We start from the raw sequence: 20,082 nt of genomic DNA, 5'->3' as shown, positions 1-20,082 counted from the left end.
CGTGACCGATCTCACCAAACTGACGCTCGCCGAGGCCCGCGATGGCCTTGTCGCCAAGAAGTTCAGCGCCACCGAGCTGACGCAGGCCTTCATCAAGGCCATCGACGCAGCGAACCCGCATCTCAATGCCTATGTGCTGATGACGCCCGAGCACGCGCTCGCTCAGGCCAAGACCAGCGACGAGCGGCTCGCGAAGGGCGAGGCGCGCCCGCTCGAAGGCCTGCCGATCGGCAACAAGGATCTTTTCTGCACGTACGGCATCCGCACCACGGCCTGCTCGCGCATTCTCGACGACTTCAAGCCGCGATATGAGGCGACCGTCGGCCAGAACCTCTGGGATGCTGGCGCCGTCATGCTCGGCAAGCTCAACAATGACGAGTTCGCCATGGGCTCGTCGAACGAGACGAGCGCGTTCGGCCCGGTGGTGAATCCCTGGCGGCGCACGCGCGGCGGGAAAGTCGACAACACCAAGCTCGTGCCCGGCGGATCCTCGGGCGGATCGTCGGCAGCGGTGTCGGCGAACCTCTGCCTCGGCGCAACGGCGACCGACACAGGGGGCTCGATCCGCCAGCCCGCGGCACTGACCGGCACCGTCGGCATCAAGCCGACGTACGGCCGCTGCTCGCGCTGGGGCATCGTGGCGTTCGCCTCCTCACTCGATCAGGCCGGGCCGATCGCCAAGACCGTGCGCGATTCCGCAATCATGCTGCGGCACATGGCGGGCTACGATCCGAAGGACTCGACGTGCGTGGACATGCCGGTCCCCGACTACGAGGCCGAGGTTGCGCGCGGCGTGAAGGGTTTGCGCGTCGGCGTGCCGAAGGAATACCGCGTCGACGGCATGTCCGCCGAGGTCGACGCGCTTTGGCAGAAGGGCATTGCCTGGCTCAAGGATGCCGGCGCGACCATCCACGACATCTCGCTGCCGCATACAAAGTACGCGCTGCCGGCCTACTATATCGTCGCGCCGGCGGAGTGCTCGTCGAACCTCGCGCGCTATGACGGCGTGCGCTACGGCCTGCGCGTGCCGGGCAAGGATCTCATCGACACGTACGAGGCGACGCGCGAGGCAGGCTTCGGCAAGGAGGTCAAGCGACGCGTGCTGATCGGCACGTACGTGCTCTCGGCCGGCTACTACGACGCTTACTATCTCAAGGCGCAGAAGGTGCGCACGTTGATCAAGCGCGACTTCGACAATGCCTGGAGCGACGTCGATGTGGTGCTGACACCGACGACGCCGTCGCCTGCCTTCGGCTTCGGCGAGAAGGCCGGTGACCCGATCGCGATGTATCTCGAAGACATCTTCACCGTGACGGTGAACATGGCGGGCTTGCCGGGGATCTCGGTGCCCGCCGGGCTCTCGGGCGAGGGTACGCCCATGGGCCTTCAGCTCATCGGCAAGCCCTTCGACGAGGGAACGCTCTTCCGCGCCGCACAGGTCATCGAGAATGCGGCCGGTCGCTTCCCGGTGCCTAGCAAATGGTGGGCGTGATCACGCCCGCGGCAGCAGCGCCCAATAGTCGAGATCGAGGATGACGCCCGGCGCATACTTGCCGGGCGCGGTCTCGAGCGGGAACGAAGCCGGCGCCAGATCCTTGACGCCAACGAGCCGCAGGCGCAGCGCACCAACATCGCTGCGCCCCGGCACTTCCGCTTTGTCCAGCACTTCCGACCACGCATAGACCGTGTCGCCCGCGAAAGCCGGCGCGACGTGCCGCCCGCCGTTGATCGCGGCAATGTGGAACGCATTCGCAAGGCCGTTGAAGGACAGCGCGCGTGCTAGAGAAATAACGACACCGCCATAAACGAGGCGCCGACCGAATCGGCCCTGGCCCTCGACGTGCTGATTGAAGTGCACGCGCGCGGTGTTCTGGTAGAGGCGCGTCGCGATCTGGTGCTCGGCTTCCTCGATGGTCATGCCGTCGACATGGTCGATCTTCTCGCCGACCGCGTAGTCATCCCAGAAGTGCGCCGATCCGGCGAGCGTCTTGTCCCATGAGGGAATGTGGAGGGACGGCACGGCGGCGCCGAGCTGATCGGCCGTCACGGCCTCGGGGAGCTTGGGAACGGTCGGCGTGGGCGCTGGCGCCGACTTGTCGCGCTTCCGCACCATCACCCAGCGGGCATAAGTCAGGACGGTCACGCCGTCCTGGTTCATCCCGTTCGTGCGGACGTAGACGATGCCGCTGTCGCCGCTCGAATTCTCGCGCAGGCCCAAGACCTCGGAGGTCGCCGTCAGCGTATCGCCCGGATAGACAGGCGCGAGGAAACGGCAATCCGCGTACCCAAGGTTCGCGATCGCATTGAGCGAAATGTCCGGCACGGTCTTGCCGAGAATGACGTGAAAGACGATCAAATCGTCGATCGGAGCCGTCGGGTATCCGATCGCGCGCGCAAAGGGCGCCGAGGACTGCACTGCGAAGCGGCTGCCATAGAGGCCTTGATAGACGGCCGTATCACCCTCGGTGATCGTCCGCGGCGTCGCGTGGGCAATCACCTGGCCGACACGAAACATCTCAAAGAAGTTCCCGGCGCCCGTCTTCGAGTTCGTTGTGCTTGAAGTCATCGCTCGTCTACCGATAGCATGAGGCCAACCGGATCCGCTCGCGGAGCCGGCATGATCATAGTGTTGTGTCGGATTGTCGGTACTCTTTTCGCAACTTTGCGGAGGATGCCGCGGTCGGGCAATCGCCAAGTGGTCGCACAGGGTAAGAAAACGTGGGTCGCCCATGACCTCGGAGATCGAACACCTGTCGTCGCGTCAGGTCGTCGCCGGCGCCGATCCCGGATCGGTCGAGGCGCTGCTCGAAGCCCTGCGCCGGGCGCTCGTCATGGGCAATGCCGAGACAGCCCAGACGCGCTTCGTCGCGGCGATCGAGCGGTCGCTTCTGGCCGCCGCTGCCGCGCCGGAGAACGCGCACTGGCGGATGCATGATCTCGCGCTCACCTGCGACCGCGCCGGCGAGGCACATCTTGCGCGCGGGCGCCTGGAGCCGGGCGTCGACATCCTCAGGCTCGGTCTGAGAATTCGCGAGCAGCTCGCCCGCATGGCTGTGGCGGACGACCTGTTCCGCGCGACCGTCGAAGTCCCGATCGAGCTTGCCGCCAGTCATTTTGCGATTGCGCACGCCTACCAGCGCGGCGCCCGGGCAGCCGAGGCGCTGGACGAAATGCAGGCAGGCATTGCCGCCTATCGCCGGGAGGTCGAGGCTGGCGGCGACCCATACGCGCTCGATACGCTTGCGGCCCACCTCGAAGATGCGGCGCGCGTCGCCCGTGATGTTCCCGACCGCGAGGGCATGCGGGCCCTTATCGGCGAAAGCCTGACATTGCGCGAGCGGGCAGCGCTGCTCGCGCCGGAGGATACCGACCTCGCCCGCGCCTTTGTCGAGGCGTGCGTCTGGCGGACCCCGGACCTCGGCAAGACCTCCGCGATGTGGCTCGACCGCGCGCGCCGCCTTCTGGTCGATCGAGAGGGTGGGGCGCATTCGATTCCCGGCAGCCGCCGACTTCACAATCTCGTGGATACCGCGGGCGCGCCGTACGTGTCGGGCTAAGGCGCACCTCAGGCCAAAGTGACGGCCGGCATGCCTCCGTTGTGACATGGGCCCTTGCCAACCTGGGCCCGGACGGGTTGGAATGTACGTGTACCTGCGAACACCCGGCGCCGGCAGCCGCAACTGGGTCAATTGCGAGCGGCTCTCCCGCGGGCGGCGTCCAATTTCAACACAGGATTCAATGTCAGGCGAGCGAACGCACGAGGCAAACACGGCATGAGATATGAGAAACCAACGACGGTCGAGGCGGCAACAGCCCTCCTGGCCGGCCAGGGGGCGCGGGTCCTCGCCGGAGGCACCGACCTCCTGGTGCAGATGCGCTCCCGCGTCCTGAGCCCGGATGTCCTTGTGGACATCAAGGGCATCGACGCCACCCGCAAGATCACGAAGGACGCAAGCGGCTACACGATCGGCGCCGCCGTCACCGGAGCCGAGCTCAAGGAGCATCCGACACTCTCCAAGGACTGGCCCGGTCTCGTCGAGGCCGCCAACCTCATCGGCTCGACGCAGGTGCAGGGCCGCTGCTCGCTCGGCGGTAATCTCTGCAATGGCTCGCCCGCTGCCGACAGCGTGCCGGGCATGATCGCGGCGGGCGCCGTCGCGACGATCGCGGGCCCCAAGGGCACGCGCACACTGCCGGTCGAGGACATCATGCTCGCCCCGCGCAAGCTGGCGCTGACGGCGGGCGAGTTCATCGTCTCGTTCAAGATCCCGGCGCGGCCGGCGCATGGGGGCGATGCCTACCTGCGCTTCATCCCCCGCACGGAGATGGACATCGCTGTGGTCGGCTGCGGCGTCGCGCTGGCGCTCGATGCCGGCGGGACGTGCACCGCGGCGCGCGTCTCGCTCGGCGCCGTGGCGGCGCGGCCGCTGCTGGTCGAGGATGGTGCGAAGGCCCTGATCGGCACCAAGGTCGATGATGCCGCGCTCGCGAAGCTGGAAGCTGCCGTCCGGGCAGCGTGCAAGCCGATCGACGACAAGCGTGGCACGGTTGAGTTCCGCATCGATGTCGCGGGCACCCTCGCCAAGAGGACCGCGAAGATCGCGCTCGAGCGCGCAAGAAAGGTTTGAGATGGCCAAACATCATGTAACGACCACCGTCAACGGTGATCCGGTCGAATATCTCTGCGAGAGCGAGCAGACGCTGCTCGATTGCCTGCGCGACGAGCTCGACCTCGTCGGTGCCAAGGAAGGCTGCTCGTCGGGCGACTGCGGCGCGTGCAGCGTGCTGCTCGACGGCCGCCTCGTCTGCTCGTGCCTCGTCCTCGGCGTGGAAGCCGAAGGCCGCAGCGTCGAGACGATCGAGGGCATGGCGCAGGGCGATGAGCTGCACCCGCTCCAGCGCAAGTTCCTCGAGCACGCGGCCCTGCAGTGCGGGATCTGTACGCCCGGCATCCTCGTCGCTGCCAAGGCCCTGCTCGCGAAGAACCCCGATCCTACCGAAACCCAAGTCCGCTACTGGCTCGCCGGCAATCTCTGCCGGTGCACGGGGTATGACAAGATCGTACGTGCCGTCATGGACGCGGCCGCCGAGATGAGAGGAGCCTGATCATGCAAGAGCGTGTCAAGAAGCCCCAGTTCGATGTCGTCGGCACGCGTCCGGTCCGCCCGGACGGTGTCGACAAAGTGACGGGTCGGGCCAAGTACGGCGCCGACCTCAAGATGGCCGGCCAGCTCGTCGGCAAGGTGCTGCGTTCGCCGCACGCGCACGCGCGCATCAAGTCGATCGACGTGTCGAAGGCGCTGGCGCTGCCCGGCGTGAAGGCGATCGTCACGCGCGACGACTTCGCCGATCAGGCCTCCGAGTTCGTGCCGGCCGGCGAGATGCTGATCAACTATCGCGATGTCGTGCGCAACATCCTGGCGCGCGAGAAGGTGCTCTATGAGGGGCACGCGATCGCCGCCGTCGCCGCAATCAGCGAGAAGGCCGCGATCGCCGCGCTCGACGCGATCAAGGTCGACTACGAGGTGCTGCCGCACGTCATCGACGAGATCGAGGCGATGAAGGCCGATGCGCCGCTCCTGCAGGAAGACATGATCACGCAGGGCGTCACGCCGGCACCGACGAAGGCGTCGAACGTCGCAAAGCGCGTCGAGTTCACGCTCGGCGATACGGCGAAGGGCTTCGCCGAGGCTGACGTGATCATCGAGCGCGAGTTCAAGACCAAGGCCGTGCACCAGGGCTATATCGAGCCGCATGCATGCCTCGCCTCGGTCTCCGAGGACGGATCTGCGGACCTCTGGACCACCACGCAGGGTCACTGGGTGAAGCGCGCTCACTGCGCAAAGCTGCTCGGCTGGGACGTGACGAAGATCCGTGTCACCTCATCGGAGATCGGCGGCGGGTTCGGCGGCAAAACGGTGATCTACCTCGAGCCGCTTGCGTTGGCGCTCTCGAAGAAGGCGCACCGGCCCGTCAAGATGGTCATGAGCCGTGAGGAAGTCTTCAAGTCGACCGGCCCCACCTCGGGCGGCACGGTCCGCGTGAAGATGGGCGCCAAGAAGGACGGTCGCATCACGGCCGCCGAGGGCGAGATCATCCTGCAGGCCGGCGCCTTCCAGGGCAGCCCGGTGCAGCCGGCGTGCATGTGCGCCTTCGCCAACTACGACCTCGAGAACGTGAAGGTCATCGGCTTCGACGTGGTGTCGAACCGCCCGAAGGTTGCGGCGTACCGTGCTCCCGGTGGCCCGATCTCGACCTACGGCGTCGAGAGCGTCGTCGACGAGCTGGCCGAGCAGCTCGGTATCGATCCGATCGATCTCAGGCTCAAGAACGCCGCCAAGGAAGGCACGAAGGCCGCTTACGGACCGAAGTTCGGGCCCGTCGGCCTCGTCGAGTGCCTCGAAGCCGCCAAGGAGAGCGACCACTGGAAGGCGCCGCTCGGCCCGAACCAGGGTCGCGGCATCGCGGCCGGCTTCTGGTTCAACATCGGCGGCGAGACGACCGTGTCGCTCCAGCTCAACGAGGACGGCACGCTCACGCTCATGGCCGGCACGCCGGACATCGGCGGCCTGCGCGCGTCGCTCTGCATGATGGCGGCGGAGGAGCTGAAGGTCGACGTCCACAAGATCCGCCCGATCATCGCGGACACGAGCTCGCTCGGCTACAACTTCCTCACCGGCGGCAGCCGCTCGGCCTTCTCGAGCGGCATGGCAACCGTCGAGGCGGCGCGGTCGATCGTCAAGCAGGCCTGCCAGCGCGCGGCAAAGCTCTGGGAGATCCCGGAGGAAGCCGTGACCTGGGAGGACGGCGAGGTCCGCCCGGCAGGTGAGAACGCCGGCAAGCACAAGCCGATGACGCTGAGCGACATCGGCAAGATCGCGGGGAAGACCGGCGGCGCCATCGTCGGTTACGCGGCGATCAGCGCTCAGGGCGCAGCCCCGAGCTTCGGCGTGCACATCGCCGACACCGAGGTCGACCCCGGCACGGGCAAGGTCACGGTTACGCGTTACACGGCGATCCAGGATGCCGGTCGCGCGATCCATCCGTCGTACGTCGAAGGGCAGTTCCAGGGTGGCGCCGTGCAAGGCATCGGCTGGGCGCTCAACGAGGAGTACATCTACGGCCCGGACGGCAAGCTGCAGAACGCGGGCTTCCTCGACTATCGCGTGCCCGTCGCGTCGGACCTGCCGATGATCGACACGATCATCGTCGAGGTGCCGAACCCGCGTCACCCGTACGGCGTGCGCGGCATCGGTGAGACGCCGATCGTGCCGCCGATGGCCGCGATCGGTGCCTCCGTCCGTCGCGCCTCGGGCGTCCGCTTCTTCGAGCTGCCGATGTCGCCGCCGAAGGTGCTGAAGGCCATGAAGGCCGCCGGCAAGGCGTGACGTGCGGGTGCATCCGCACCACTGAGAGTGACAACGGGCCCGCACAACGTGTGGGCCCGATTGTTTCAGCAAGGAGTGAGGTGATGGCCCACGTCGTACTGATCGGAAACCTGCGCCAGTACACAGGCGACGTGACGGCGCTCGACGTGGATGCCGCGACCATACGTCAGCTCTTCCGCAAGCTCGGCGAGAAATTCCCGGAGCTGGCGCCGCACCTCGAGGAAGGCCTCGCCGTCGCGATCGATGGGCAGATCTATCAGGACGCCCTGCTCGAACCGATCGGACCCGAGTCCGAAGTCCACATCCTGCCGCAGATTGCCGGAGGCTGACGCTTAGGCCGCCGGCCAGTTGCGGAAGTTTTGCGCCAGGTGCTCGGCCACGGCCTCGACAATATCGTCGTCGCGCATATAGGCATTGTGATAGAGCGCGTCCGTCATGCGCTTCAAAATCAGATCCGGGTCCGCAAAGGCGACCTCCGCGGTTTCTTCCGCGACGATCCCCGAATAGAACTCCCGCGCCGCGTCGATGATCGCATTGTCGTCGATGCCGCCGAGATTTGCGGCCGCCACGCGCTGCTCCCGCACCCCCGGAAGATAGGGCGGTGTGCGCGCAACGCCGGTGAGCGCATAAGCATCATCGCCGCCGTAGGCCGCGCCGACAATACCGCCGTGGATCGAGACATTGAGCAGGGACGATAGAAGCCGCGCGCCGCAGAGCCGCGAGAACAGGCGGATCGCGACGTAGATCAACGCGAAGATCACCGGCACGACGAGCAGGAACGTGAAGTCCGCAATGATGCCTGGTCCGAAATCACGCTTGCTGACCTTCTCGATGATGGGCGCGAGGAAATACGACATCATAAAGTAGAGGAACGTGACGGTTCCGACGACGCCGGCGAGCGTGCCAAAGCGTACCCACTGCCCGTGCGCCGAGTCTCGCGTCACATAGGTCGGCTTGATCGCGACGGCGGACTCGAGGAGCCGCATGGCCTCGTCGCGCGGGCTCTGGATGACGAGCCAGCGATCCGGCGAAATCGCCATTCGCGCACGCTGCTTGGCGCGCCGCTGGCGCAGGAGCGCCCGTGTACCCGAGAGGAACGCCCACAACACCAAGCCAAGTATGAGGAGCGGCAGCACGATGAGCTCGATGCGGCTTCCATCGAGTGCCGTCGGCAGCGCCATCCAGGCATACATGATCATGGCCGGTGCCACGGCGAGGCCAAGCAGAACCTTGAAGGCGGCTATCAGTGTCGGCAGCGGCTTCAGCCGGCGCCTGAAGAACGGCGTCCCCAGCGTGAGCACGGCGGCGAGCGGACGGCGCGTGCGGCGCTGGACCAGCCCCTCCATGAGGACGTTACCGCCGTGGCTGTGGGCGAGCACGGCCACCGGCCTGCCGTTGCGCTTGGCGGTGGCGATCGTGCTCGCCAGACCCGCGGCGGCACGCAACCGCGCCTGATCGGAGTTGAGGCCCGACCAGTGAAAGGGCCGCACGGCGACCTCGGGAATTCCCTTGACTGCGAGACGCGCGGCCAGCGCCGTCGTGAAAGCCGAACCGCGCTGCCACCACTGCTCGCCCTCGTCGTTCGGGCTCGAGGCGAATGTACCGTGGACGGTGATGACGAGCGGGTGTTGATCTTCTGGTGCCGCGGCCGTGCCTGATGCCACCGCGGCCCGCCGATCAACCGCCACCGCGGCTGGGCTGTCCATGCTCATCCCCCGTCCCACTCAACCCCACGGCATCGTTTTGCCGGTCGGGCGACGGGGGTCAAGCACTAAGCGTGCTGAAGTTCGGCGGGAAGAGGGGTGGGCTCAGGCCACGGACTGCTGCACGCCGAAGTCGCGGCCGGGGGCAGCATCGAACAGCGCCTTGGTGTACTCGTGCTGCGGGCTGCGGAAGACGTCCGCCGTCGTCCCGTGCTCGACCACCACGCCATTCTTCATGACCGCGATGCGATCGCAGATCTGAGCCGCGACGCGGAGGTCATGCGTGATGAAGAGCACCGCAAGATCGAACTGCTTGCGAATGTTGTCGAGCAGCTCCAGGACCTGCGCCTGCACCGACACGTCGAGGGCGGAGACGGCCTCGTCCGCGATCAGCAGCGTCGGCCCCATGGCAAGCGCACGGGCAATGCAGATGCGCTGGCGCTGGCCGCCGGAGAATTGGTGCGGGTAGCGGTCGAGCGCGTCCGGCGACAGGCCAACGAGCTGCATGAGCTCACGCGCCTTGCCGACGGCCTTCTCGCGCGTCATCCCGAAGTTGACCGGCCCCTCGATGATGGACTGCCCGACCGTGCGGCGCGGATTGAGCGAGCGGTAGGGATCCTGGAAGACGATCTGGATGTCGCGGCGGTAGGGCCTGAGATCGCGCTCGGGCAGGTGCGCGACGTTCGCGCCCTCGATGAGGATCTCGCCTTCGCTCGGCTCGATCAGTCGCGCAATGCAGCGCGCCACGGTCGTCTTTCCCGAGCCCGACTCACCGACGATGCCGAGTGTTTCGCCCTTGCAGATGTGGAAATTTACGTCCTGCGCCGCTTTGACGATGCGCGCCTTGCGATTGAGGAATGTGCGCCGCCCGTAGATCTTGGAAAGCTTCTTTGCTTCGAGCGCCAGCTTGCCCTCGACAGGCGCGCGCTTCGGCGGAACGAGGCTCGGCACGGCAGCTACCAGCATCTTGGTGTAGGCCTCGCGCGGGCGCCGCAGCACTTCATCGCGCGTACCCTGCTCGACGACGCGGCCGCGCTGCATGACGACGACGCGATCCGCGATCTCGGAGACAACCCCGAAGTCATGCGTGATGAACATCACGCCGGTGTTCCGGCGGGACTGCATTTCCTTGATGAGCCGCAGGATCTGGGCTTGTGTCGTCACGTCAAGCGCGGTCGTCGGCTCGTCGGCAATGAGCAGCGCCGGATCGAGGATCAAGGCGGCGGCGATCATGATGCGCTGGCGCTGTCCGCCGGAAAGCTGGTGCGGGTAGGCGTCGATCATCAGCTCGGGATCGGGCAGATGCACTGCCTTCATGATGTCGAGCACGCGCTGACGCTGTTCTGTCCCCGAGAGCTTCGTGTGAATCTCGAGCACCTCGGCAATCTGCTGGCCGACGCGCTGTACGGGATTGAGCGCGGTCATGGGCTCCTGGAAGATCATGCCCATGCGCGTGCCACGCAGCGCGCGGAGACGGTGGATACCCGCCTTGGTCGTGTCTTCGCCTTGCAGGAGAGTCTCGCCTGCGGTGACGACCAGATCGCGCTTCGGCAGCAGACCCATGACGGCCTGGGCCGTGACCGACTTGCCGGATCCCGACTCGCCGACAATGCAGACGATCTCGCGGGGACCGATGTCGAAGCTGATGCCTTCGATCGCGTTCTCACGATCGGCGCCACCTGGCAGACGCACCGTGAGATTGCGAACGGAGAGAACGGGCTCAGTCATGCCAGTGAGAACCTCTTGCATGGCCGGTCAGAACCTCTTGGCGAAGCGCGGATCGAGCGTGTCGCGCAGACCGTCGCCGAGCATGTTGATCGCGAGCACGGCGAGCGCCAGAGCGATTCCGGGGTAGAGGATGTTGTGCGGGAGGATGCGGAAGTAGGTCCGCCCCTCGGCCATGATGTTGCCCCACGTCGGCACCTCGGGTGGAATGCCGATGCCGAGGAACGACAGGATAGCCTCGACCAGGATGGCGCTGGCGCAGATGAACGTGCCCTGCACGATCAGCGGCGCCGTCGTGTTCGGCAGCACATGGCGGAAGAGCAGAGTCGGCGTCGGCGTGCCGACGGTGATTGCACTCTCGACGTACGGCTCTTCGCGGATCGAGAGAACCACCGAGCGCACGAGACGTACGACGCGTGGCACCTGCGGAATGACGATCGCGATGACGACAGCCGGCAATCCGGCGCGCGACAGCGACACGAGAGCGATGGCGAGCAGGATCTCGGGTATCGCCATGAGCCCATCCATGAAGCGCATGATGATGCTGTCGAGCCAACGGACGTAGCCCGCGATCATGCCGATGATGAGCCCGACGAAGACGGCAATGACCGCAACCGTGATGCCGACGATGAGCGAGACGCGCGCGCCGTAGATCACGCGGCTGTAGATGTCGCGGCCCAGGCTATCGGTCCCGAGGTGGTACTTGACCTGGATGCGCTTTCCTTCGTCGTCGCGCACCGTGGCGGTGTAGCCGGGCTTCTGGTTGCGCGCCGAAGGATTGATTTCAGCGGGATCGCGCGTGTCGAGGAAGGGCGCCAGGATGGCAATGATCAGCATGATCAGCGCAATCGAGCCGCCGAAAAGAACGCTCGGATTGCGCAGCACGGTGGACCAGACGGAACGACGTCGGGAGACCGGCGGAGCTGCGTCGATGGTGGCCATCAATAGCGGATCCTGGGATCGAGGAACGTATAGGCCACGTCAACCAGCAGGTTGATGAGCACATAGGCAAAAGAGAAGAGGAGGATCACGGCCTGAATGGTCGGATAGTCGCGTGCGAGCACCGCATCGACCGTAAGCAGGCCGAGGCCCGGCAGCGTGTAGACCGACTCGGTGACGACGACGCCACCGATCAGGATCGCGACGGTGAGGCCGATGATGGTGAGGATCGGCACGGCGGCGTTGGCGAGCGCATGACGGACCAGCACCTTCATCTCGGTCTGGCCCTTGGCGCGCGCGGTGCGAATGTAGTCCTCGTTCAGCACCTCGAGGACGCTCGTACGCGTCATGCGGGCGATGAATGCGATGAACACGACCGAGAGCGTCATCGACGGAAGGATCAATCTCAGCAGCCACCCGCCGACGCCATCCCTTATGCGCTGGTATCCCTGCACGGGGAGCCAATCGAGCGTGACGGCAAAGACGTAGATGAGGATGTAGCCGACGACGAATACGGGAATGGAGAATCCGAGGACCGAGAAGCCCATCACGAGGCGATCGATCCACGTCCCGTGATTGTGAGCCGCGATCACACCGAGCGGCACCGCGATCATGACGACGAGAAGAATGGTGAGAAGCGACAGCGAGAGCGTCGGCTCGAGGCGTTCGCCGATCAGCTCAGCAACCTGCTTCTTGTAAAAGAAGCTCTCGCCGAAATCGCCCTGCAGCACGCCGCCGATCCAGATGATGAACTGCTTCAAGATCGGCTCGTTCAAGCCGAGGCGCTCGCGGATCAATTCAATCTGCTGCGGGTTTGCGTAGTCGCCCGCGATGATCGCTGCTGGATCCGATGGTGTGAGCCGCAGCATGAGGAACACGAGCACGGCCACGATTGCCAAAACCGGCAATGTCGAAAGAACCCGCCGCAGGATATAGCCGGCCATGGAATTCCTAAGTCTGTCACACTGCAAATTGCCGAGGCTGGCGTTCTAACGCCGGACCGTAATCCCGGCGCGAGCGCCGGGATTACAATACGTCACCTGCCCCATTATTCAATTGTGATATTCCAGAGAACCGGCGCCGGGGCCTGAACAACGCCCTTTACGTTGTTGCGCAGCGCGCCGTGATTGTAGAACTGACCAAGATGGACGTGGGTCGGATACTCGGCCACGCGCTTCTGAAGCGCTTCGACAATCGCCTTCTGCTTCGCCGGGTCGACCTCCTTCGCGAAGTCATCGCGCAGCTTCTCGATCTGCTCGTCGCAAGGCCAGCCGAACATGGCCTTGTCGCAGGCCGCGTTCACGAAGCCGGCCATGACGGGATTGAGCAGATCGCCGGCGACCCATGAGGTCAGGAAGGCGTGCCAGCCGCCGGCGTCCGGGGCATCCTTCTTCACGCGACGCGCAACGACCGTCTGCCAGTCCATGGACTGCATGTCGACCTTGAAGCCGGCCCGTTCCATGAGCGACTTCGCTACGGGGGCGAGATTCGTGAGTGACTGATTGTCCGTGGAATGCATGAGCACGACCGGCGTGCCGTCATACTTCGCCTCGGTCAGAAGCTCGCGCGCCTTCTTGAAGTTCGACTCGAGCATGGCCTCGAAGCCGACCTCGGTCCCGAACGGCGTGCCGCAGATGAAGAGACCCTTGCAGACCTTGTAATACTCCTCGGATCCGACGGTCGCCTTGAGGAAGTCCTCCTGATTGAAGGCATAGAGCACAGCCTGGCGGACCTTCGGGTTGTCGAAGGGCTTGTGCAGGACGTTGAAGCGGAAGGTGTACTGGCTCCCGAGCGGGTTCCAGTTGAACATGTAGATGTCTTTGCTCTTCTTGATCAGCGGGTGCAGATCGTGCGGCGGCGCCTCGATGTAGTCGACCTCACCCGCGAGAAGCGCATTCACAGCCTGCTGGTGATCGCGGATTGGCCGCCATTCGACGCGATCGACCTTCACGACCTTGCCACCCGTCGTACCGGAGGGCGGCTCCGAGCGCGGTTTGTAGCCCTCGAATTTGGCGTAGACGAGCTTGCTCCCAGGAATCCACTCGTCGCGCTTGAAGACGAAGGGGCCGGAACCGATGAATTCCTCGATTTGCTTGCTGGAGTCCGTCTCGGCAATGCGCTTCGGCATCATGAAGGGGACGTTCGACGAGGGCTTGCCGAGAGCGAGCAGGACGAGGCCGGTCGGTTCCTTGAGCTTGATCTCGAAGGTCTTCTCGTCCTTGGCCTCGAGCGATACCACGAAGGACATCATCTTCTGGCCCATCGAGTCCTTCGCCGCCCAGCGCTTGATCGACGGGATGATGTCGGCGGTCGTGACAGGCTGATTGTCGTGCCACATGAGGCCGTCGCGCAGCGTCATGGTCCAGGTGAGCTTATCGTCCGACAGCTTGTACGTGTCGACCATCTGCGGCTTGATCTCGCCCTGCGCATCCATGCCGAAAAGCGTGTCGTAGACCATATAGCCGTGGTTGCGGACCACGTAGGCCGTGGTCCAGATCGGGTCGAGAATCTTGAGGTCGGAGTGGGGAACGAAACGCAGGGTCTTCTGCGCCGATGCTTCAGTTGCGAGAAATGGAACTGCGGCCGCTATCGCAAAGACGGACAGCGCACGGCGCAAAGTGCTCATTCATAGACTCCCTTCGAGCTAACAAACTCGCCAAGTTTGACGAGCAGGCGAAAAGCCGATGGGGAGCATTATGGCGGTGGCCGATCGTTGGAAGTCAAACGTTGCACCGCACAAAAAGCGGTCATTAATGCTGGTAGAATTGGCACTTAGCGGACCGCAATCGAATTGCGCAGATGCGAAAGCAATTCGGCCGGGCAGGACGGGAGTGTCCTGCTCGGCCGATTGAATGCACTCGACGCGCGGATGCGCCGAGCTGATTACTCGATCGTGATGTTCCAGAGCACCGGCGCCGGCGCGGCCACAATGCCCTTCACGTTGTTGCGGAGCGCACCGGGGTTGTACCATTGGCCAAGATGGATGTGCGTCGGGTACTCAGCGACGCGCTTCTGGACGGCCTCGACGATGGCTTTCTGCTTCGCCGCGTCCGTCTCCCTGGCGAAGTCGTCACGCAGCTTCTCGATCTGCTCGTCACAGGGCCAGCCGAACATGGCCTTCTCGCAGCCGGCGTTCAGGAAGCCGGCCATCACCGGATTGAGCAGGTCGCCCGCGACCCACGAGGTCAGGAAGGCGTGCCAGCCGCCGGCTTCCGGCGGATCCTTCTTGGCGCGACGCGCAACGACCGTCTGCCAGTCCATGGACTGCATGTCGACCTTGAGACCGGCTCGCTCCATCAGCGACTTCGCAACCGGCGCAAGGTTCGTCAGCACCTGAAGATCGGTCGAGTGCATCAGAACGATCGGCGTGCCGTCGTACTTCGCCTCGGCGAGCAGCTCGCGCGCCTTCTTGAAGTTCGACTCGAGCTTGTCCTCGAAGCCTGCATCGGTCCCGAACGGCGTGCCGCAGATGAACATCGCCTTGCAGAGCTTGTAGTACTCGTCGCTACCGACAACGGCCTTCAGGAAGTCCTCCTGATTGAAGGCATAGAAGAGCGCCTGACGCACCTTCGGGTTGTCGAAGGGCTTGTGCAGGACGTTGAAGCGGAAGGTGAACTGGTTGCCGAGCGGGTTCCAGTTGAAGGTGTAGATGTCCTTGCTCTTCTTGATCAGCGGAAGGAGATCGTGGGGCGGGGACTCGATATAGTCGATCTCGCCGGCAATGAGGGCGTTGACCGCCTGCTGATGATCGCGGATCGGCCGCCATTCGACGCGGTCGACCTTCACGACCTTGCCACCCGTCGTGCCGGAGGGCGGCTCCGAGCGCGGCTTATAGCCTTCGAATTTCGTGTAGACGATCTTGCTGCCGGGCTGCCACTCGTCGCGCTTGAAGACGTACGGGCCGGAGCCGACGAACTCTTCGATCTGCTTGTTCGGGTCCGTCTCGGCGACGCGCTTCGGCATCATGAAGGGGACGTTCGACGAGGGCTTGCCGAGCGCGAGCAGAACGAGACCGGTCGGCGACTTGAGCTTGATCTCGAAGGTCTTGGGGTCCTTGGCATCGATCGAAGCCACGAAGGACATCATCTTCTGGCCCATCGAATCCTTCGCCGCCCAGCGCTTGATCGACGGAATGATGTCCTCGGTCGTGACCGGCTTGCCGTCATGCCACGAGAGGCCGTCGCGCAGCGTCATGGTCCACGTCAGCTTGTCGTCCGACAGCTTGTAGGTGTCGACCATCTGCGGCTTGATCTCGCCCTGGGCATCCATGCCGAAGAGCGTGTCGTAGACCATATAGCCGTGGTTGCGGACCACGTAGGCGGTGGTCCAGATCGGGTCGAGGATCTTCAGATCCGAGTGCGGCACGAACCGCAGGGTCTTCTGAGCATTGGCAACGGTAGCGAGAAAAGGAATTGTAGCGGCTGCCGTCAGTACGGTCAGCGCGCGACGCATTGTGCTCATAATGAGCCTCCCTATTGTTGACGCTTCTCCGCAGCCGGCAACTCGCGTATCGGCTGCCGAAGTTCTTGGACGGACCTTGCGGCCCTCGCCAACGCAATAAGACGACGCCTTTCCCCACAAAGTCAAATGAGGACCAGGGCGCGAGATGCGCCCGACGAGCCGGCCCGACTGGCCGATCGCACACCCGCGGACAGGCGACAGCGACTGGGCGCGCCGCGGCCGGCGCTTCGTTTTCGTGACGATGCTTTGCAGGATCTTAACCTTTACGGCTTCATAACAAGAACTTCGGAATACCCGGAAAAGGCCACGTTCCGGGTCTAGGTTCACTGAAGCCACCACTGTAACCGGTGTTGCGTTGACGGGGGTTAGTCGTCATGGTTCGGGCGGGTGCGGGTAGCCGGGCGTTTTTCCGGCTGCGTGCGTACATGCGTTTGTCGGCAATCGTGCTCGCGGTTGCAGCGTCGATGGGAGCCGGGGGGGCCGGAAAGGCTGAGGCGCAAACTGCGCTCGCCGCCGCGCCGACCGAGCTCGCAGCAGCTACCATCCCTCTTCCTGCGGCGCCCGCCGAGCGGCTCAAGAAAACCCGCTTCGTCATCGCGCTCGAGCGAAAGGTCGAATATCAGGTCCAGTCGCTGCCCAATCCGAACCGGGTGATCGTCGATCTGCCGAACGTGAAGCTGCGGCTTCCCCCTTCCCTGGCCGGCCAGCCTGTCGGCATCGTCAACGGCTTTCGCGCCGGACTTGGCGCGCCCGGCAAGATGCGCGTCGTCATCGATGTGACCGAGCCGGTCATCGTCGAGAAGTCGGAGTTCCTCGGGAGCAGCGGTAACGGGCCCGTCCTTCTGTCGCTGGAGATCGCTCCGGCCGCCACCGACATGGGCTCACTGGTGCAGGCGGCCGCGTCCATGCCGGCCTCGGCCGTGCAGAAGGCCAGCGCCGGTGGCACCATCCAGCCGCCCGTACCTCGCCCCGCCGAGCGGCCCGACAAGCGCGCGGCCAATGCCTACAAGCCGCTCATCGTTCTCGATCCGGGCCATGGGGGCCACGACTCTGGCGCGATCCGCAATGGAACCGTCGAAAAGGAGGTCGTGCTTGCCTTCGCGCGCACGCTCCGCGATCAGCTCCGGGCAACCGGCCACTATCGCGTGGCCCTGACGCGCGAGGACGATACGTTCGTTCCTCTCGAGGAGCGCCGCCAATTCGCTGAGGACCGCAAGGCTGCACTGTTCATCGCCATCCATGCCGACTACGCGACCTCGCGGGCGCGCGGCGCGACCATCTACTCGCTGCGCGAATCCGTCGCCAGCAACCTCGCGGCGTCGGCCCGCCGGCAGAGCGCCAACGACGCCCTTTCGGATAGTGAGCTCTCCTCCCTCAAGTCGATCGGGCGCCAGGGCCCCGCGGTCAAGAGCATCCTCGCCGACCTTGCCGGGCGCGAGGTCGAGTCGAACCGGGACCGCACGAGCATCTTTGCCCGCGCCGTGATCGAGAACATGGGACGCAGCACGAACATGAACGAGAACCCGGATCGCAACGCCGCGTTCCAGGTCCTCCTGACGGCCAAGGTGCCGGCCGTGCTGATCGAGCTCGCCTATGTGACCAACCGAGCCGATGCCGCGCAGCTCCGCTCGGAGGACTGGCGTCGCAACGTTGCCCGCTCGATCCGCTCCGCGATCGACAATTATTTCAGCCATCAGGGCGCACGCCTGCCCATGTGAGCCGGCGCGATCTGCTGCTCGCGTTGGCTAGTGGTGGAGCGCGTCCGCCCTGAGGATCGCGAGGATCTGATCGGGTGGTGCTTCGGCCGACAAGGCGTGGAAATCCGCATCACGCGCCAGGGCCGGCTCCAGCAGGCGGTGGAACTCCTGCCGCTCGACCTCGATGGTCCCGAACTGGCGCAGGTGGTCCGTCACGAATTGCGTATCGAGCAGCGTGAAGCCGCCATAGGCCAGTCGCGCGCACAGATAGACGAGGGCGACCTTGCTCGCGTCGCGCTCGGTCGAGAACATGCTCTCGCCGAAGAAGGCGCCGCCTAGCGCGACACCGTAAAGGCCACCCACCATCCGCCCGTCCCGCCAGGCCTCGACCGTGTGGCAGTAGCCCTGGGCGAAGAGTGCGCCGTAGAGGCTGCGGATGCGCGCGTTGATCCACGTCGAGCGGCGCCCGGCCTTGGAGGCGGCGCAGCCGTCGATCACCGCGGCGAAGTCGCTGTTGATGCGGACCTCGAACGTTCCCTGACGAACGGTCTTCGCGAGCCGGCGCGGGATGTGGACCGCCTCGAGCGGCAGGATGCCGCGCGCCTGCGGCTCGATCCAGTAGAGGGCTGGATCGTCGGCGCTCTCGGCCATCGGAAAGATGCCGCACGAGTAGGCCTTGAGGAGGACCTGCGGCGTGATTTCAATGGTGATGTCGTTGTGGGACGCCATGGGCGCTCGGTCCGTACTGCCCCTTTTTGCCTAATTCTAATCTGCCGGCGCGGCAAGAGCGAGGCGACGCGCGGTCACTGCGTACGTATCTCGACCGCCGCAGCCGCGTCCGCCCGGCCACACTCGATTTCCACAGTCATGGCTTCGCGCCGACACAGTCCGCCGAATGTCGCATTCATCCCATAAGTACAAACTCGGATACTCTGAGAGGACCGTCCGGGGGGGGCATCCGATGCGACGTTTTTTCATGTTTCTGATTATGCCGCTGGTCGCACTGGCCGCCTGGCATGGCGGTCCTGTCACACGGACCTCGCTCGGCATCACCGCGGAGAACACCGCGCCGGCCGTGTGCCGGGCGCCGGCCCTGCCGGATTTGCGCGCCGCTCCCACCAGCGGCCCCGAGGCTGGGTGCGACGATCCCGATGGCTGCGAGAACAAGGAGCACATCTCGGCGACCTTCCTCCCATACGCGATCGCGAGCCTCAATGCCTATGGCGGCAGCGGCCGGCAGAGCGGCGATCTCGTAAAGTTCGAGCCGAGCTGGAAAGTTGTCGGCGAGCCGGTCCTCAGCCAGAACGGGCTCGGCTACATCGTCTTTTCACGGACGGTCAACAACGAGGATCATGTGCTCGTCGCCTTCCGCGGCACCGAGCAAATCGGCGGCGAGGGCTGGTGGAAGGTCCTGCCGACGCCGGCTGACGCACTCGCGAATGCGTCCTGGGTTACGCAGTGGTTCAACCCCTGGGATCGCTACCGTCTGGCTCGCGAGGCCTTCGCGGACATCCGCAAGCAGGCCTTCGCGCGGGCTGAAGGGCGGGTCGTGCGTTTCCACGTCACCGGCCATTCGCTCGGCGGCGGCCTCGCCGTGCACGTCGCGCGCGGCTTCCCCTGCACGACGGCCGTGGTCTTCAACACCTCGTGCGTCACCAACCGGATCCGCTTCACCGAGCCCTACATGGAAAGCCAAGTCGTGGACATCCGCGAGGATCGCGATCCCTTGACCCATACGCTCTGTGCGCCGGCAACGCTGTTCGGATGGGGCAGCAACCATCAGATCTATGGCGCCGAATGGATCCGCGTCCGTCGGCGAGAGAACGTGGACGAGATGGACCTGGCGCTGCGCCAGCACGCGATCGGCGGCATGGCCTTCGCCATGGGCCGGACGGTGCTGTGCTGTGCCCAGAACCAGCGCCGAAGCTCGCACGAGAGCTGTGCGTGCGCGCCCCGCGTGGTCAGCGAGGTCGAGGGCGCGAAGCGCATCCTCTGCGACATGCGGCGGCGGCCGCCATTGCGGCAGGCCAAGGCGGGCGGCGAAACGGTCACCACGACGACGCGCAAGGGCAGCACCACCGAGCGCAACTGGGGCCGTTTCCAATATGACTCCTGCGATTTCTCGCCCATCGAGCAGGTCGAGCGCCAGTGCCGCCGATCCTGCTGAGG

16 protein-coding genes are annotated in these 20,082 nt (G+C 65.1%); 8 read left to right on the top strand and 8 right to left on the bottom strand.

The genetic code is table 11. The annotated features are described in order from the left end of the window. The first annotated feature begins 1 nt into the window (after nt 1). Nucleotides 2–1,492 (top strand): Asp-tRNA(Asn)/Glu-tRNA(Gln) amidotransferase subunit GatA, encoded by a 1,491-nt coding sequence (gene gatA, locus CS1BSM3_RS13130; protein WP_072387511.1) that lies wholly within the window; start codon nt 2–4, stop codon nt 1,490–1,492. On the opposite strand, the gene CS1BSM3_RS13125 is transcribed toward gatA, so the two are convergent. Then, a complete protein-coding gene (locus CS1BSM3_RS13125; RefSeq protein ID WP_072387510.1) occupies nt 1,493–2,566 on the bottom strand; it encodes a MaoC family dehydratase in 1,074 nt (357 codons plus the stop codon). Between the two features lie 163 nt (nt 2,567–2,729). On the opposite strand from CS1BSM3_RS13125, the gene CS1BSM3_RS13120 reads away from it, so the two are divergent. From CS1BSM3_RS13120 to CS1BSM3_RS13100, 5 genes are all read left to right on the top strand, one after another. After that, complete coding sequence (locus CS1BSM3_RS13120) at nt 2,730–3,557, top strand: hypothetical protein (protein ID WP_072387509.1); 828 nt, start codon at nt 2,730–2,732, stop codon at nt 3,555–3,557. A 216-nt stretch (nt 3,558–3,773) separates the two neighbouring features. Continuing rightward, the gene (locus CS1BSM3_RS13115; protein ID WP_072387508.1) at nt 3,774–4,628 is read left to right on the top strand and encodes an FAD binding domain-containing protein; all 855 of its coding nucleotides are present in this window, start codon (nt 3,774–3,776) and stop codon (nt 4,626–4,628) included. Nucleotide 4,629: 1 nt separating this feature from the next. Next, nucleotides 4,630–5,106 carry a (2Fe-2S)-binding protein gene (locus CS1BSM3_RS13110; RefSeq protein ID WP_072387507.1) on the top strand — a complete coding sequence of 159 codons (477 nt, stop codon included), beginning with the start codon at nt 4,630–4,632 and terminating at the stop codon, nt 5,104–5,106. Between the two features lie 2 nt (nt 5,107–5,108). Then, a complete protein-coding gene (locus CS1BSM3_RS13105) occupies nt 5,109–7,388 on the top strand; it encodes a xanthine dehydrogenase family protein molybdopterin-binding subunit (RefSeq protein ID WP_072387506.1) in 2,280 nt (759 codons plus the stop codon). A gap of 83 nt (nt 7,389–7,471) precedes the next feature. Beyond that, nucleotides 7,472–7,717: a MoaD/ThiS family protein gene (locus CS1BSM3_RS13100; protein ID WP_072387505.1), complete on the top strand. Its 246-nt coding sequence runs from the start codon at nt 7,472–7,474 to the stop codon at nt 7,715–7,717. A 3-nt stretch (nt 7,718–7,720) separates the two neighbouring features. Here the strand turns inward: CS1BSM3_RS13100 and CS1BSM3_RS13095 are convergent, their stop codons facing one another. The 6 genes from CS1BSM3_RS13095 to CS1BSM3_RS13070 form a co-directional block, all read right to left on the bottom strand. Further along, the gene (locus CS1BSM3_RS13095) at nt 7,721–9,094 is read right to left on the bottom strand and encodes a hypothetical protein (protein ID WP_072388183.1); all 1,374 of its coding nucleotides are present in this window, start codon (nt 9,092–9,094) and stop codon (nt 7,721–7,723) included. Nucleotides 9,095–9,196: 102 nt separating this feature from the next. Continuing rightward, nucleotides 9,197–10,819 (bottom strand): ABC transporter ATP-binding protein, encoded by a 1,623-nt coding sequence (locus tag CS1BSM3_RS13090; RefSeq protein ID WP_072388181.1) that lies wholly within the window; start codon nt 10,817–10,819, stop codon nt 9,197–9,199. Between the two features lie 27 nt (nt 10,820–10,846). Next, nucleotides 10,847–11,758 carry an ABC transporter permease gene (locus CS1BSM3_RS13085; protein ID WP_072387504.1) on the bottom strand — a complete coding sequence of 304 codons (912 nt, stop codon included), beginning with the start codon at nt 11,756–11,758 and terminating at the stop codon, nt 10,847–10,849. Continuing rightward, nucleotides 11,758–12,699, bottom strand: a complete 942-nt coding sequence (locus CS1BSM3_RS13080; RefSeq protein ID WP_072387503.1) for an ABC transporter permease — start codon at nt 12,697–12,699, stop codon at nt 11,758–11,760. The genes CS1BSM3_RS13085 and CS1BSM3_RS13080 overlap by 1 nt, the downstream gene beginning before the upstream one ends. 104 nt (nt 12,700–12,803) lie before the next feature. Then, nucleotides 12,804–14,381, bottom strand: a complete 1,578-nt coding sequence (locus CS1BSM3_RS13075) for an ABC transporter substrate-binding protein (protein ID WP_072387502.1) — start codon at nt 14,379–14,381, stop codon at nt 12,804–12,806. A gap of 257 nt (nt 14,382–14,638) precedes the next feature. Continuing rightward, entirely contained in the window at nt 14,639–16,216 is a 1,578-nt protein-coding gene (locus CS1BSM3_RS13070) for an ABC transporter substrate-binding protein (protein WP_244540491.1), read from the bottom strand. 425 nt (nt 16,217–16,641) lie between these two features. Here CS1BSM3_RS13070 and CS1BSM3_RS13065 point away from each other — a divergent pair, with 425 nt between their 5' ends. Further along, the gene (locus tag CS1BSM3_RS13065; protein WP_072387501.1) at nt 16,642–17,934 is read left to right on the top strand and encodes an N-acetylmuramoyl-L-alanine amidase; all 1,293 of its coding nucleotides are present in this window, start codon (nt 16,642–16,644) and stop codon (nt 17,932–17,934) included. Nucleotides 17,935–17,961: 27 nt separating this feature from the next. Here the strand turns inward: CS1BSM3_RS13065 and aat are convergent, their stop codons facing one another. Next, a complete protein-coding gene (gene aat / locus CS1BSM3_RS13060; protein ID WP_072387500.1) occupies nt 17,962–18,642 on the bottom strand; it encodes a leucyl/phenylalanyl-tRNA--protein transferase in 681 nt (226 codons plus the stop codon). A gap of 232 nt (nt 18,643–18,874) precedes the next feature. On the opposite strand from aat, the gene CS1BSM3_RS13055 reads away from it, so the two are divergent. After that, complete coding sequence (locus CS1BSM3_RS13055) at nt 18,875–20,080, top strand: alpha/beta hydrolase family protein (protein ID WP_072387499.1); 1,206 nt, start codon at nt 18,875–18,877, stop codon at nt 20,078–20,080. Nucleotides 20,081–20,082: the final 2 nt, after the last annotated feature.

The organism is Hyphomicrobium sp. CS1BSMeth3 (genome assembly GCF_900117415.1).
Classification (GTDB): domain Bacteria; phylum Pseudomonadota; class Alphaproteobacteria; order Rhizobiales; family Hyphomicrobiaceae.
The sequence above is the reverse complement of the archived record's forward strand: the minus strand, read 5'-3'. Positions and strand labels throughout refer to the sequence as shown.